Raw genomic sequence first — 15,034 nt, 5'->3', positions numbered from 1 at the left:
TAGCCTCGCTTCACTAGCCCCATCATTTGAAAACTAAGATGGCCAATTAACGGGCCCACGCAAAAAGCACCAAAATACCGGTTTACGACTCCAGAAAAACTAGTTAACAAACCATACAAATCCGCACAATTTAAACATGCAGAGAGTAGTTTCATCTACGACTCGAAATACACCTTATTCTTTACCAGATTCCTGAACAAATGCCCCCTTTTCGGAAGAGCCAGCCTCATAGCCAACACTGAATCTTAATACTTCCTCAACCCCTGACCTAGAGCCTCCCATATCCTTCCATTCAATTTTAACCACTTCAGACCGAACCATTGCCCGCATACCATACAACAGGAAAACAACAACTATAATCGAGGCCACCGTGAAAGCATTTCGAAACTCAAAACCATCAAACAATGAGGATACTGAATATGTGAATATACATAGCCAGAAGAGAACAACTGAAAGACTAAGCAAATGGTTAATTTTTGACACCAAATAGGGGTACGCTCGTAAGGGGTCAAGACACTTTCTTTTATTTGGCAGTTTTCTAACAGAGTGGATTGGAATTTCCGAAATCACCTCAAGCACAGTGACATGGTATTCCCAATTTTCCTGCCAATACTTACTCCCCAAACTTGACCAGTACCAGCCTACTGCAAATAGAACTCCGAGCAATGAAAACAGAACCTCGAGAACATCAGACCCGTCGCTTCCCCATTTGAGACCAGCGAAAATTGCAACCATGAAACCCCAGTAGTAAGTTGCCCTTCTCCAATAGAGTTCTATCTCAAAATTCCTTGTTTCGTGAGCGATTTTTAACAGATTTTTCAAACGATCATCCCGATTAACATCAATCTCACCTGTCTCCATACCCATGCATTTGATCGATCGCTCAGGCCAAGGATCTTTGTAATTCAGGAAAAAATCTTTGTACGCTTCTATTCCTTCAAGTTTTGTGATTCTATTTTTATCACTCATCAACCCCACATCCTTTCCACATGATTCACTTGACTCTAAAATGAATACTAGAAACAGTTTAATCAGCATCGACTGCTATAAATACATTTTACCCACATGATATAATGCAAAAACAACCTAATAACTGACGCTATTCAACCAGCAATTCCCGACCACACTCTATCTGAACTACACATTCTCCATAATAGATATGGACATAAAGAAACCCTATAGTAGTTGAGTGGCGGCAGTATTGCATAAAGTGTCGTCCACCAAATTTATGACGGGTGAAGTTTTCATCGAACAGTCGTCACGACATCCAACTTCCTATACTGCTTCATTTTCGACCGAACGTCCACAAATAACATCATACCCAGCCCTGTCAATACTGCTATCACGATCTTGCCACAGATAACATTGCCAGATACCCTCGGTGATACGTAACGAGAATGTTATTTTGTAGGTAAAATACTCTGATTGAAGATCCAACTGATCCCACCTGATGATGATGGGAGAAGTGGCCTCATCAGGACCGTTTCGACGACATCAGACAGGCCTGGGTAAACGTCGCCAGATTAGGTCGCGTTGCACGAGGATAAAACAGCTACCGCGGATACCAAAATAAGACAATGAGATCCAGCGCTACGCCTAGTCCACCTCTTCTATGCGAAGCTGTCAGGTGCTGAGCAAGCTTAGGCGTCGACGGCTACCTCTGACGATCAAAATATCCGGATGTTCGAACTCTCCGCACCACCGGCTTCCCTGCGACGATGACGCAAAACGGGAGAATCGACGTCCATTCTGATGATCCGGAGCGTAGCTGCATGTTCATACCCGGACAAGGCCATCCCACGCCGACAAGGTAGTCGTTGAACGAACTATGGGTCGGATCGGTTGGACGGAACAGTGATACTGAAAGTTCAGGAGATCGATGCAGGCAAGCACAAAACGCGTCCGTCACTCCGTTAAAAACGGACTGGGCGATTCAACAAATCAGTGGGGCGCCAAACCGGTTATGCCTCACCAACACTTCCGAACAAACGACCCCTGCAGACATTTTTACGTCTCTGTACGGTCAACAACCTCGGTTCAACACAGTCATCGGCGACTCATCTGGTTCCGGGATGTAAGCCAGGTTTGTGGTCATGTCTGCGGGCAATGGCGAGGAAAAATCAGTTAGGTTTCAACTACACTTTCGCGGTTCGCCAGGCCTAGCTCATCTCCAAGCTATGAAGTAAAAGAACGTGATCATCCCCACCGGGTCATCGGATAGGTCGGACAGATTGCGCAACAGATGACTCCCAGCGATAAAATCTTTTGAGCTGGTGCAAAACAATGGAATCGGCCGTCCCTCCCCTCCTTCCCACCGGTGGGCTACTCGAGGCCGGTTGCACAGTCATGATCGCAGCTTAACGCGAACTACCTACTATCACTATCGATGGCAGGATAGACTTGGGCGGTCGGCACCTGGGAACATTCGAGACGATCATCAAACAAGTAGTCGCCAGACTGTGCATAGCAACTGGCATCTGCCCGTGCAGTAGATCCGTGTTCCATAACGCGAGACCACCAACACGTCTCCAGACGAGCCGTTAAAGACCTCATAGGGCGTCACGACGGTGGTTTTCCGAAAGTCACGATCCACGGACATGCGCCATACCGCGGCATCCCTCGCGGTGTCCTCCGGGGCCAATGTGAAGGCGTTCAGCGGATGCTCGGGCACGCGAAGGCCTCGATGCCCCTGGACCGCTACGCGGATCTGTTCGACGACGATCTAGACCTCGTTGCGGTGTCGATGTCCAAGTTGATCCGGGACTCCGGGCACTGACCGAATCGTGAAGCGTACGGAGAGCGTACGCGCATGAAAGAAGCGGCACCTTCCGTTGTCTGGAAAGTGCCGCTTACCTTGTGTTTCTTGTGGTGGAGCTAAGGGGAATCGAACCCCTGACCTCCTCGATGCGAACGAGGCGCGCTACCAACTGCGCTATAGCCCCTTGCAGTGCGTCCTCATGGACTGACTAGGGAACCGGGGTCTGGATCAACCGGACCACGCGGTACTGGTGGACATGTTACGCCCACTGGCCCGATGACACAATTTGGCTTCGATGCACCGGAATCGGCGCCTGTGAGCTCGCCCAACCGATGTCGCCCGGTTAGCTGATCAACCCGCCCTGCGTGGGTGGTAGGCCGCTATATCGATGACGGTGTTCTCGTCCGTTCCGGTGCCCGCATAGCCTTCGTGAAGTTCAAGCTCATGGAAGTCGGGGCTCTCGTCGTCGATCTCCAGGACGATGGCGCCGGGGCGCCGGAGGCGTGCGGGGACTCCGAGTTCGGCGTCGGCGGCGTTCCGTACGCCGAGGCGTGCGCGGCGGATCTGGCGGATGCGGCGGGCGCGGAGCTCCTGTTCCGCCATGACCTGGGTGCGCAGCGCGTAAAGGTACATGCCGAGCAGTAGCCCCACTGCCGCTGGAACGAGCCACGACAGCCCACCGAACAGGAAACCGATCCCCAGCCCGGCGAGCAGGAGCACCGCGAGGATGATCAGGATGCGTTGACGCCGGTGGAACCGGGCTGCGGCGTAGGCGTCGTGGGTCTCGGGGTCGAATCCGCCGCGTCCACGTCTACGGGCGGCGAAGGCGATGTCTTCGTCGGTGAGTTCCGGGGTGTCGTCCTCATTCTCGGTGGGTTCCGTTCCCTGGGGTTCGTGGGTGTAGTCGTAGGCTTCACCGATGTCATCCGCAGGGCTGTAGTCTCCGGCAGGGTGCAGGAGGTCTGCCGGGTCAGTGTAAGCATCATCGTGGTGGAAGACTTCTTCGTCGTCGTAGTCGAGGTCTGCGGCCGGGATGACCACTGTGTCGGAACCGTCGGTCTTTCGGGGCAGCACCGTGAGTTCGGTGATGACCTCGCCTTCCAGGATCTCGATCGTCTCTTGTTCCGATGGATGCATCCGGGGGCGCATGCGACTACGGATGTCCGCCACTGCGGCCCTGCGTCGTGCGCTGGTGGCGGCCCGGGGCTGCTGGTCAACATTTTCGGTGTCGTGTTGCCCGCCATCAGAGTCGTCCGCATCACGGTTGAACAGTGCGGAGATGTAACCCCGGACACGGTCCCATGTGGATTCACCGTCTTTGGTTCTCTTGACGGTCTCGGGGCTCGGTTGAGGGGTGTCGTCGGTCGTTTCCTCAATGTCTGCGTCAACGACTTCCCCGGCTCCTTCTGGGGAACGGGGATCCTCAAGTAATTCATAGTCGGAAGCGACATCCGGGTGATCTGTGGCAGTCGGCTCCACACCGTGACTGCGGGTATCAATAGGCCCTAGCCGGGGGCGCCGTCGCGGTACCGGGTGTGTGCCGTCCCCGGAGAACACGATGCGGGTGTCTTCGAGTCCTTCACCCGCGTGCCGGATCGGTCGCCGGTTACGCAGAACGAGCGGAAGGAGTACAAACAGCCAGACCACGACGGTCAGACTGATGACGAATGTTCCGAACATGAGCGTACGCCCACCTTCCACTTGGGTACGACGGAATAGCGGGACAGAATGACCTGCCACTTCTTCCATACACTAACCGGGCTTCCGGAAAGGACAGTGTAGGCACGCCGCGAGCGGATATCCGGAGCTTCTCACCGGTCAGGTCGTAGCCCTGATTATCCTCCCGTGTCGGGTGAGACGTTCTACACACGGTTCGAGGAACTCCCCTTCGGTGAGCGCAACGAGATGGTGGTCCCGCCAGTCCCCGTCGATGTGGAGGCACCGGGCAAGGTAGCCTTCCTCCCGGAATCCATTGTTCGACAGTACTTTTCCGGATGCGGGATTAGACGGTAGATAGGTTGCCGTCACCCTATGGACGCCGACCCTGTTGAAGGCGTGGTCCGTACCGAGGGCCACTGCTGCCGTCGCGACGCCCCGACCCGAATAGCGACTTGACACCCAGTATCCGATCCAGCAATCGGACACGACGCCGTGCTGGATGTTTCCCAGTGTGAGCTGCCCGGCGAAACGTCCGTCGCATTCGATGACCATCGGTACCAGTACACCTTTCGCCGCCATGTCGCGGAGAGTGAGAAGGAGGCGCCACCACGCGGAGTTGTCGTGTTCCCGTTCCCAGGGACCATCGGCGGTGGGCTCGACAGGGCGAAGAATGTCGACATCCTCGATCCGCATAGCTGACCAGTCTCCCGCATCACGCCGGAGGAGGGGGCGTAGCCGAACCCGGGTTCCGTCTGGAAGCGCGACGCGTTCCGTGACCTCGGGCCAGCCGGGATGTTCGGGATGCGGGGTGCGGCGGGCACGGCGTTCCGCGCGTCCAAGGGCACGTCCGAGTGGATCTATCACAACCGAAGCCTATCTGGCTGACCGGGTCACTGGTTCTGGGAGAGGAAGAGAACATCTACGACGTCACCGGGGCGGATGGCGGTGACCGTCTCCGGGATTCGGATCATCGCGTTCGCTGCTCCCATTCCGGCGAGCAGATGCGCCGGTGCGCCACCCGCACCGGCAAGTCCCTCGACGAGATAGTCCCCGGTCTCGGCGTCACGCATGAGCTGGGCACGAATGAGTCCACGCCGCCCTTCGCGTGAAGATATCCGATTCAGTACCCGAGCTTTGACCACCCGGCGGTTCGGGTTTCGTTTACCCAACGAAAGCCGTACGACAGGTCGAATGAATGTCTCGAAGATGACGAGCGCGGACACCGGGTTCGAGGGCAGCAGGAACACCGGTATCCCTTCGTCACCGAGGAGGCCGAATCCCTGGACTGAACCCGGATGCATCGCAACCCGGGTGGTGTCGATGTCACCGATCTCGCACAGAACCTTCCGGATGTTCTCGGAGCCAGCACCACCGACGGCACCGGAGATGACGATGATCTCGCTTCGGAGCATCTGCCCCTCAATGATCTCACGCAATCGACGGGGTTCACCCGCGGCAATGCCCACCCGGTGGACGTCAGCACCTGCCTCTCTGCCTGCCGCCGCCAACGCATAAGAATTGACGTCGTAGACCTGTCCCCGACCCGGCTCGCGATCGATATCGACGAGTTCAGCCCCCGCAGAGATGACGGACATCCGGGGGCGGGGATACACCAGTACCTTCGAACGCCCGACTGCCGCGAGAAGACCGATCTGTGCGGGACCGAGAACACTCCCCGGGGACACAGCGACATCACCTTCGCGGATGTCATCACCGATCTTCCGGACGAATTCACCTGAACGCACAGGACGTTCCGCGGTCATTCTCTTGTGTCCGCGATCCGACCATGCCAGCGGGAGAACGGCATCGGCCAGTGTGGGCAATGGTGCCCCCGTGTGTACGCGGACCGCTTGTCGGGGTTGGAGCCTGAGCGGTTGTTGGGAGCCTGCCGGAACTTCTCCCACGACAGGTAGGGAAGGCGCGTTACCGACCGCTTGGGGACGGGTGGGGTCGATCGCTGTGGGGTTCTCAGGGGTTCCGATTCCGCGTTCCCCACCGATGTCCACGGCACGGACGGCATATCCGTCGATTGCGGCTTGGGTGAAACCGGGGAGTGGGCGGGTGGCCTGGACTTCCTCCGCACACATCAGACCCAGCGCCTCGGAGATGGCGATGCGAACTGGCTCCGGGGTAACCGCTGCACGGGTCACCAGGGACAACTGCTGTTCGACGGAACGCACTCGCTTCGTCTCCTTCCCGACGGACGCGGGTTCGATCACCGCGTCATTCCGCCGTAATTGTAATGCGGCGGGGTTTTCTCCATGACGTCATCCACCGGTGGGCGGGACGGACGGTGGCACGTACCCTCCCGCTGTCCACGTGCCACTTGTCGGTGGTTACTCCGAGTCGAGGAGTTCGGCCACCCATCGACGCAGGGAAGGACCATACTCCGGGTGGTGGATACCGTAGTCCACGCAAGCGCGGATGTAACCGCCTGGGTTACCCAGATCGTGTCGGCGTCCCTCATGGATGACGATGTGGACGGGATGCCCCTCGGTGATCAGTAGTTCGATCGCATCGGTGAGCTGTAGTTCCCCACCTTTACCGGGCTCGATCCTTCGGAGGGCGTCGAAGATCGCCCTGTCCAGTAGGTATCTGCCGGTGGCTACGAAAGTTGAGGGCGCTTCCTCCTGCATCGGCTTCTCCACCATGCCGAGGACCCGCTTCACGTCGTGGGATCCACCATCGATTTCCTCGATGTCGAACACCCCGTAGTTGCTCACTTGGTCGGGCTCCACCTGGAAGGCGCAGAGTACGCTGCCACCGCGTTCAGCGCGGACCTCGGCCATGCGCTCCATCACGCCTGTGGGAAGAACCAGATCGTCGGGAAGCATCACCGCGACCACATCCTCGTCCCCGTCCAGGACATCCTCAGCAAGCCCGACAGCATGACCGAGTCCCAGTGGTTCGCACTGCTCAACGGGGACGGCACGGATCAATGACGGCGCCCGGCGCACCTTCGCCAGATGTTCCTCCTTACCGCGTTCTTCAAGAGCCTTCTCCAGGTCGGGATGCTCCCGGAAGTGTGCGAGCACCCCCTTCTTGTTCGGGGCGGTGATCACTGCAAGCCGCGTGGCCCCCAGTTCCGCCGCTTCCTCGGCGATCAGTTCGATACCGGGGGTATCAACAACCGGGAGCAGTTCTTTGGGAACGGTCTTGGTCGCTGGCAGGAAACGGGTGCCAAGTCCCGCTGCGGGAACGACGACCGTCTTCACCGCATGTTTGTGCAATTTCGTCGGCTTGCTCATACCTTGAGCCTACCGGCACCGCGCGGCGAACCAGGCAACGCGGAGCCGGTGAGTACCTCATTCGGAGATTAAAGTGGATGGACATGGAGAACACGATTAACCGGCTCCCGGAAAGTCCACCCGGACAGGTCGGCGAGTCGAAGAATCAGCTAAGGAGCAGGCTACTTGCTGCCCGGAAGTCACTGCGGCCCGACAACCGCAGGTCGTTCAACGAACGGCTCACCGCCGAAGCCGCGCGACTGGTACGGCTGAATCAGCCGGATTCCGTCGCCGCTTATTCCCCGATGCCCGACGAGCCCGGTGGAGACCTTCTCGTCCAGGGATTGTTGTCGGTGACATCCGAGCTCTGGCTCCCGGTCAGCGGATCCGGTGGACACCTGGACTGGGGCAGGTGCTCATCGGTCAAGGAGCTGCGACGCGGACGTTTCGGGATCACCGAGCCCACCGGTCCGCGGTCGGGATCAGTCCCGGGAAACACCGTTCTCATCTTTTGCCCGGCACTGGCCTGCGCCCGGAACGGGATACGCCTCGGTAGAGGAGCGGGCTACTACGACCGCGCACTCGCGGACCTCGACCACACCCGATGCACCGTGATCGCAGTACTCCACCCCTGGGAATTGCTCGACACGATCCCTTCGGAGTCGCATGATGTTCCGGTGGATGGTGTCCTCACCCCCGAGGGGGTTCGATTCTGTTCGCCAACCCGGGATCACGGGGAACCCGGACGGTAGCCAGATGGTCTGACGGGTATGAGATTCCCTGTCAGATCCGGTCTGCATTCATCGTCAACCGAATCCGCCTCCGTGCTCCGAACCACCATCATGGCGATCAAAACCCCGGGGTGGCGGCGCCACCGCACGGTACGTCAGGTGATGGCGCTGGTCCTCGTTCTCCTGGCAGCCCTCACCGCATTGTCCTCCCTGCGGAGCACCGACCCCTGGGGAGTCGTGATCTCGCGCCCCGTGACAGCCGGCACGGAACTCGGCCGGGATGATCTGGAGCGGCGGAGGATCCCCGCGAGTTTACTTCCCCCCGGCGGACTCACCGAGATTGAGGCTGGTGTAGGGCGAATCATCGTGGTGTCCGCCGATCCCGGGCAGATCCTCACGGAGACACTACTCGTGGGCCCTGAGCTGACTGCACGAATGATCGACGGTCTAGATACCGATCCACGCCGGGGAACACCGACACTCGTCCCCCTGAGACTCTCCGATTCATCGGTGATTCCGTTTCTCGGACACGGTGACACAGTGACGGTTCTGGTTGCCGAAGACACAACGCCCCCCGACACCGGGGTGAGACGGGGTTTCCGGGTCATTGCAGAGGGGGCACGCGTCGTGCTCGCAGGAGATCCAACAGGCAAACGTGCCAAAGATCCGGCTACGGTGCTGCTCGCACTGCCAGAGGAGGATGCACGGATGGTTGCCTCTGCCGCATTGACCGCCCCAGTTGCCGTGGTACTGACGGGAGCGCGGGCCGGATGAGAGTGAAAGGAGGTCACCGGGGCTAGAGTGTTGTCGTTGCCTTCGATACCTCTACGTAGATGGTGACATAACTCATATATTTCCCCGATCGAGGAGCCTAGAACTCTCATGCTGAACGGTTTCAAGAATTTCATCCTGCGCGGGAACGTCGTCGATCTCGCGGTCGCCGTCGTCATCGGTTCCGCATTTACCGCGATTGTCACCTCATTCTCGGACCATCTCATCAATCCGTTGCTGGCGGTCTTCGGTGGGACCGACTACGCGGGCTTCGGCTTCCACCTCCGCCCGGGTAACCCCGCGACGTTCATCGACATCGGAGCTATCATCACCGCGGCAATCAACTTCCTCATCATCGCGGCCGTGATTTATTTCGTACTCGTTGCCCCGATGAACAGGATCAAAGAGCTCCAAGCCGCGCGTTCCAACAAGGAAGAAGAAGAGACCCCCGCCCCCGTGGAAGTCGAACTGCTCACGGAGATCCGTGATCTGCTCAAAGAGCAGCGCCGAAACTCTACAGATGAAAGCCCACGTTAACCCCAGTGCGGCGGACGTTGACTCCGCCAGTAGGCTTCGTCGAAACCCCCGTCCGCTGACACATCGGATCTGCCGTGTTCAGGGATGCCCGTGATTCGACGAGTGACCGCCGCACGGTCGACGGAACGGTCGATATTCAGTGCAGTGGAACGTCGAACCACTCTACGTCGCGGTGATTGCGAGGGAGCCACCTTATCTAGTCCACCGACCACGCCTGGAGCTGATCGATGACGTGGTGCACCAAGGGACCAAGTGTGGCCATACCGTCACGGATGGCCGCGCGTGAGGCAGCAAGGTTCACGATCACGGTTGACCCCGAGACGCCGGCTATACCGCGAGAAGTACCTGCGTCGATGGCGCCGCACGCAAGACCAGATGCACGCAGCGCCTGCGCCACACCGGGAAGAATCTGATCGAGGACAGCCCTCGTGGCATCCGGAGCCTTGTCCCTGGGACCAACACCTGTGCCACCCACGGTGATAACCAGATCGGCTCCACCGACGACGGCTGTCTCTATCGCCTTCCGGATGTCATTCTTCGTGGAGGTCACCTTCACCACGGCATCGACCGTGAAGTGATCCTCCTGCAACAACTCCGTGACTAACCTGTCCGTGTCGTCCCGGTCGTCGGCAGTCCTGTCCGTTACCAGAACCACGAGTGCCCGCCGGGGAGCGGGAAGCGGCCGGTTTCCTTCAGACGCCTTAAGAAATTCCGGGTCCGGCTCACCAAAATCATCGAGAGCGGAGTTGTCGGGAGCCAGGTTGTTGTCCATGTTCTAGGAGTGTACTTTCTCGAAGCCAACGACGTCTATTGATCATTTCTTTCCGGGGTTGCTGCCTTGCCGGATCAGTTTCCGGTCAAGGTGACTTCAACGTCACGGCTCGTTCCATTCTCCGGATCCGCAACCTTCAGAGTGACGGTCTCCCCGAATTCATGGGACCGGATCGTAGCGATCAGCGCGTCATTACTATCGATAATCCTGTCATTGACCTTGATCACAATTTCTCCCGGACGGAGACCGGCTGACTCCGCAGGTCCCCCGGGAGTCGTCGACTCAATGAGAGCACCCCGGTAACGCGACTGTGATGCGAGAAGGACCCCCAGGAGTGGATGGGTAACTTCTCCAGTGTCGATGAGCTGCTGGGCGATGCGACGCGCCTGGTTGACGGGAATCGCGAATCCAAGACCGATGGATCCCGCCTCCGCACCGCTGGCGGTCGAAGCGATGACAGAGTTCATTCCCACCAACTGTCCCTCCATATTCACCAGCGGGCCGCCCGAATTCCCGGGATTGATCGCGGCATCGGTCTGGATCGCATCGATGAGTGAGGATTCGCCACGATCACCACCAGCACGCACCGGACGGTTCAGTGCAGAGACTATGCCGGTGGTCACCGTGGCGCTGAGCCCGAGGGGTGATCCTATAGCAATTACCTGCTCACCGACCGCGAGATCATCCGAGTTCCCGAAGCTCATCACCGGCAGGTCAGTGGCATCCCGAAGCTTGATGACGGCAATGTCGGTCTGCGCGTCAGCAGCGACGATGTCCGCCGGAAAAGACCTACCGTCGTTCAGAGTCACCCTAATCTCTGAGGGCTCTCCAACCCCGGTCACGACATGATTGTTGGTCAAGATCATTCCGTCGGCGGAGATAATCGATCCCGAGCCCTCACCAGCTTTACGCGGCCCGGTGACGTCAATGGAGACCACCGCTGGAAGTACTCTGGCGGCGACCTCTTCCACACTTCCGGCGGCAGGCAGACTGGTTCGCCGTGCGGCCGGTTCATTGAGCGCGTTCACCTTCGGCGCTTCGGGAATCATCGCCTGATTGTTCTGGCTGACCACGACCCCGGTGATCGTCCCGGTGAGGATCGCTGTCGTCAGCATGAGCGCCGTGACCGGAATGACCCCGAGGCCACGGCTCTTCCTGGAGCGGTGCCTGCGAAACTGCCGGGGAGCGGGGGTGGTGCGTCCAATTTCAGCGTGACCAGCATAAGGCTGACCCTCGCACGAATCGGACGGCCGCGAATACGGAGAGGTGTCTCCTACGGCCGACTGCCGGTCGATGCCGCCCCATCGCTGTGATCCTGGGGACGCTCCAGTGGACTTCACGTCAGTTCGATCATCCGGGTAGCCGTCTACATCATCTGTCACGGGTTTTCCACCAAAACTCTCGTCATCGTTCATAGATCTGATTATCGTCCTTGTTTCTGTACCCCACCTGTGAACCCCCTGCATGTCCCATGCGTCTCCGGTCAGACACCGCGGTCTCCCTCGACGCTTGCAACACCGGGAAGCGTCACCCGCATCATCGCACCTCCATCGTCAGACTCTTCAGCAACGATGGTTCCCGCATGCCTCGCGATAACCTGGGCGACAATCGCGAGCCCAAGTCCGGAACCCGGCATACTACGGGCCGCGATGGACCGGTAGAACCTCTCGAAGACCTTCTGGCGGTCCTCTACCGGGATACCGGGGCCGGAATCCGAGAACCGGATCTCCATGACACCGTCCCGGATCTGTTCCATGTCAATCCGTACCTCTCCCCCTTCCGGCGACCATTTCGCGGCATTATCCATGAGGTTGAGCGTCGCTCTACCCAGTGCGAACGGATCGCCGTAGAGGAACCACGGTGTTGAACGGAACGTGAAGGTTACATCAGGACGGCGGCGTCGAACCCGCTCCAGTGAGGTTTCCATGCATTCGACAAGATCGACGCACTCGACAATCTGCTGCGGCCCATCCTCACGTGCAAGATCAACCAGATCGCCGATCAAGGTCGACAGTTCCTCGATCTGCGCAATAACGTCCCGTTCAAGGTCCCGACGGTCCTGCTGACTGATCGAGGCCCCACCCTGCCGGTCCACCATCATCAGAAGTTCGATGTTGGTGCGCAGACTCGTCAACGGAGTCTTGAGCTCATGCCCGGCATCCGCCACCAGCTCCGCCTGCCGACGTCTCGATGCCGACAGCGCGGCCAGCATACCGTTGAAACTCCGGGTGAGCTGCGCCAGTTCATCATTACCGACCACAGTGATGGGGCGCAGGTCGTCGGTGCGCGCGACGTAGTCGACGGCCTGCCGGAGGCGACTCACCGGCCGTAAACCGGTGGTGGCCACCACCATGCCCGCCGCAATGGCGATGAGCACACCTATCCCCCCTATGAGGAGGAGAACGAGTCCGAGTGAGGAGATCAGTTGATGGGTCCCACGCATGTCCTGGGCCAGGATTACGGTCGCACCGATCTTGTTGCGCGCAGCGAGAATTCGTTCCTCGCCACTACTTCGTACGGACATCTCTCGGGTGCCCTGAAGTACGTACACCTCACCCAGAATCGGAATATTGTCGCCGATCGGCTTCACCGATCCAGGCGGATAGTAGGCGACCCTGATGTCGGGGTTGTATGTTTTGAAAGTGGCAACCTCAACATCAGGGTTGTAGACAAAAGCCGGGTCGAAACTGTTCTGCAGCAGCGATGAGGCCTTTTCCTCCAGCTCTTCATCGACATGTTGGGTCAGCGAGGTGGACACCGTCCAATAGGCGACGAGGGTCATCACGCCGACGGCCACCGCAACCATGAGCGCGGTGACCATCGAGAGTTGCCAACGAAGCGGTGCACGCCGTGACCAGCCGACGTGTGTGTGCTCGAGGGGGTCCGGATAGCTGTCCCCCACTGCCGCCGGGCCGGAATCCGGCGTCGGCGTGCGAAGAATCACGGAGCTGTCTCCCGCAGAACGTAACCGACACCTCGGACCGTGTGGATCAGCCTCGGCTCGCCGTCAGCCTCGGTTTTACGCCGCAGATATCCAATGTAGACCTCAAGTGCATTGCCCGACGTCGGGAAGTCGTATCCCCAGACCTCCTCCAGAATGGATGCGCGTGACAGAACTCGCCGGGGATTGCTCATGAGAAGCTCGAGAAGCGCGAACTCGGTCCGGGTCAAACTGATCGGGCGCTCACCTCTCGTCACATCACGAGTATCGGGGTCCAACCGAAGATCCAGGAACTCGAGTTCCTGAGAACCCGTGCTGTTGACGGCGTCTGCAGCAGCTCGGCGCAGCAACGAGCGCACCCGTGCAAGAAGTTCCTCGAGAGCGAAGGGCTTGGGGAGATAGTCATCCGCTCCGGCATCGAGACCCGCTACCCGGTCGGAGACACCGTCACGGGCGGTCAGCACGAGGATGGGACGGTCATCGCCGGTGGAGCGAAGGCTCCTGCAGACCTCGAGACCGTCGACTTTCGGCATCATCACATCAAGAATCACGAGATCGGGCTGTTCCTTGGTGATCAGGTCAAGCGCAGCTTCCCCATCTTCCGCAAGTACGACATCGTAACCGTTGAAGGAAAGCGAACGCCGTAGCGATTCACGAACCGCCTGTTCATCATCTACAACCAGAATCTTCATGTCTCCCATTGTGCCTTGAACGGATGTGGTTTCGCTGAACATCTCCTGCGCAGCAGATGTGACTGGCCGTGACATGCGGAAATAGAACTGAATGAGGCCCGAAACCTCCGTGGATCACGTTTTCGACCGCTTCTCGGGCCACGCCTGCTCTAGAACCCACACCTACGACACAACGAAAGCCGCCCCTGCACCGTGGAGGCACAGGGGCGGCTTTCATTATTACTCGATCAGCCGGAGCCGATGGACCGTCAGATCAGAACTGCTCGACCTCGACCAGCCCCATCTGCGCAGCCTTGACCAGGCGGCGCGGGATCAGGTGCTCACGGCCGTCAATCTTGACCTCCTGGAGGGCGACATTGTCGGCCTTCCACTGAGAACGACGGTGGTGCGTGTTCGCACGGGACATACGACGCTTCGGAACTGCCATTTTCTATTCCCTCCTCTAAGCCTTTTTAGTGCGCCGGGCACGGGACCCGTAGCGACGCTGGAACTTCTCGACACGACCGGCGGTATCCATGACACGCTGGGCACCGGTCCAGAACGGGTGCGACTCGCTGGTGACGTCGACGACGATGAGCGGGTACTCGTTGCCGTCCTCCCACTCAACGGTGCGCTGGCTCTTTGCGGTGGAACGGGTCAGGAACTTGTGACCCGTGCCCGCATCCTGGAAGACCACCGGGTGGTAGTCGGGGTGGATATCCTTCTTCATTCTCATCCCTTTAAGATCACGTACGTGTGCTGATCGGCGTACTGGCGCGCTGGAAGCGCGGTATGCAGCCGCTAACAGATACTGGTACTAACGGTGCCCGCAGGCCTGCCACGCCACCTCGACGAGCGACGTCATCCGAATGAACCGGCGCCGCACCCGTCCACGCTGGTGATACCCCAACAGTCAGACCACAAAGGCCGATCTCGGGGCATACCTGGACGTAGCCGTGTATGCATC

Annotated in this window: 15 protein-coding genes, 1 tRNA gene and 1 pseudogene; 4 read left to right on the top strand and 13 right to left on the bottom strand. The window is 58.9% G+C overall.

Going from position 1 to position 15,034, the window contains the following annotated elements; all coding sequences use genetic code 11:
- Positions 1 to 174: 174 nt before the first annotated feature.
- Positions 175 to 969, bottom strand: coding sequence for a hypothetical protein (locus QWU43_RS04625; RefSeq protein WP_370917256.1), 795 nt, complete (start codon positions 967 to 969; stop codon positions 175 to 177).
- A 1,600-nt stretch (positions 970 to 2,569) separates the two neighbouring features.
- Between QWU43_RS04625 and QWU43_RS04620 the strand changes: the two are divergent.
- Positions 2,570 to 2,776, top strand: a pseudogene (locus QWU43_RS04620) (tyrosine-type recombinase/integrase); the annotation flags it as partial.
- A 90-nt stretch (positions 2,777 to 2,866) separates the two neighbouring features.
- Here QWU43_RS04620 and QWU43_RS04615 read toward each other — a convergent pair.
- The 5 genes from QWU43_RS04615 to QWU43_RS04595 form a co-directional block, all read right to left on the bottom strand.
- Positions 2,867 to 2,942 (bottom strand) — tRNA-Ala (locus tag QWU43_RS04615).
- A gap of 167 nt (positions 2,943 to 3,109) precedes the next feature.
- Positions 3,110 to 4,438, bottom strand: a complete 1,329-nt coding sequence (glpR, locus tag QWU43_RS04610) for a gephyrin-like molybdotransferase receptor GlpR (protein WP_370917255.1) — start codon at positions 4,436 to 4,438, stop codon at positions 3,110 to 3,112.
- Between the two features lie 138 nt (positions 4,439 to 4,576).
- Complete coding sequence (locus tag QWU43_RS04605) at positions 4,577 to 5,281, bottom strand: GNAT family N-acetyltransferase (protein ID WP_370915279.1); 705 nt, start codon at positions 5,279 to 5,281, stop codon at positions 4,577 to 4,579.
- Positions 5,282 to 5,307: 26 nt separating this feature from the next.
- On the bottom strand, positions 5,308 to 6,597 hold the full coding sequence (glp, locus tag QWU43_RS04600; RefSeq protein WP_370915280.1) for a gephyrin-like molybdotransferase Glp: 1,290 nt from the start codon (positions 6,595 to 6,597) through the stop codon (positions 5,308 to 5,310).
- A 156-nt stretch (positions 6,598 to 6,753) separates the two neighbouring features.
- Positions 6,754 to 7,665: a UTP--glucose-1-phosphate uridylyltransferase gene (locus QWU43_RS04595; protein WP_370915281.1), complete on the bottom strand. Its 912-nt coding sequence runs from the start codon at positions 7,663 to 7,665 to the stop codon at positions 6,754 to 6,756.
- A gap of 83 nt (positions 7,666 to 7,748) precedes the next feature.
- On the opposite strand from QWU43_RS04595, the gene QWU43_RS04590 reads away from it, so the two are divergent.
- The 3 genes from QWU43_RS04590 (at position 7,749) to mscL (ending at position 9,683) form a co-directional block, all read left to right on the top strand.
- Positions 7,749 to 8,396 (top strand): 5-formyltetrahydrofolate cyclo-ligase, encoded by a 648-nt coding sequence (locus tag QWU43_RS04590; RefSeq protein ID WP_370917254.1) that lies wholly within the window; start codon positions 7,749 to 7,751, stop codon positions 8,394 to 8,396.
- 18 nt (positions 8,397 to 8,414) lie between these two features.
- Positions 8,415 to 9,149 (top strand): SAF domain-containing protein, encoded by a 735-nt coding sequence (locus QWU43_RS04585; RefSeq protein ID WP_370917253.1) that lies wholly within the window; start codon positions 8,415 to 8,417, stop codon positions 9,147 to 9,149.
- 108 nt (positions 9,150 to 9,257) lie between these two features.
- On the top strand, positions 9,258 to 9,683 hold the full coding sequence (gene mscL / locus QWU43_RS04580; protein WP_370917252.1) for a large conductance mechanosensitive channel protein MscL: 426 nt from the start codon (positions 9,258 to 9,260) through the stop codon (positions 9,681 to 9,683).
- Here the strand turns inward: mscL and QWU43_RS04575 are convergent.
- From QWU43_RS04575 to QWU43_RS04545, 7 genes are all read right to left on the bottom strand, one after another.
- Positions 9,680 to 9,874 (bottom strand): hypothetical protein, encoded by a 195-nt coding sequence (locus QWU43_RS04575; protein WP_370917251.1) that lies wholly within the window; start codon positions 9,872 to 9,874, stop codon positions 9,680 to 9,682. The two genes, mscL and QWU43_RS04575, sit on opposite strands and share 4 nt — an antisense overlap.
- Positions 9,875 to 9,879: 5 nt before the next feature.
- A complete protein-coding gene (locus tag QWU43_RS04570) occupies positions 9,880 to 10,455 on the bottom strand; it encodes a molybdenum cofactor biosynthesis protein B (RefSeq protein ID WP_370915285.1) in 576 nt (191 codons plus the stop codon).
- A 74-nt stretch (positions 10,456 to 10,529) separates the two neighbouring features.
- On the bottom strand, positions 10,530 to 11,837 hold the full coding sequence (locus tag QWU43_RS04565; protein WP_370917250.1) for a S1C family serine protease: 1,308 nt from the start codon (positions 11,835 to 11,837) through the stop codon (positions 10,530 to 10,532).
- A gap of 101 nt (positions 11,838 to 11,938) precedes the next feature.
- Positions 11,939 to 13,399: an ATP-binding protein gene (locus tag QWU43_RS04560; RefSeq protein WP_370917249.1), complete on the bottom strand. Its 1,461-nt coding sequence runs from the start codon at positions 13,397 to 13,399 to the stop codon at positions 11,939 to 11,941.
- A complete protein-coding gene (locus QWU43_RS04555; protein WP_370915288.1) occupies positions 13,396 to 14,088 on the bottom strand; it encodes a response regulator transcription factor in 693 nt (230 codons plus the stop codon). The genes QWU43_RS04560 and QWU43_RS04555 overlap by 4 nt, the downstream gene beginning before the upstream one ends.
- Before the next feature lie 253 nt (positions 14,089 to 14,341).
- Positions 14,342 to 14,515 (bottom strand): 50S ribosomal protein L32, encoded by a 174-nt coding sequence (gene rpmF / locus QWU43_RS04550; RefSeq protein ID WP_370915289.1) that lies wholly within the window; start codon positions 14,513 to 14,515, stop codon positions 14,342 to 14,344.
- Positions 14,516 to 14,530: 15 nt separating this feature from the next.
- Positions 14,531 to 14,797 (bottom strand): type B 50S ribosomal protein L31, encoded by a 267-nt coding sequence (locus tag QWU43_RS04545; protein ID WP_370915290.1) that lies wholly within the window; start codon positions 14,795 to 14,797, stop codon positions 14,531 to 14,533.
- Between the last annotated feature and the right edge of the window lie 237 nt (positions 14,798 to 15,034).

It is taken from the genome of Corynebacterium sp. CCM 9204 (genome assembly GCF_041357695.1).
GTDB lineage: Bacteria > Actinomycetota > Actinomycetes > Mycobacteriales > Mycobacteriaceae > Corynebacterium.
Note: the sequence above shows the minus strand (reverse complement) of the source record. Positions and strands in the feature narration are given on the sequence as shown.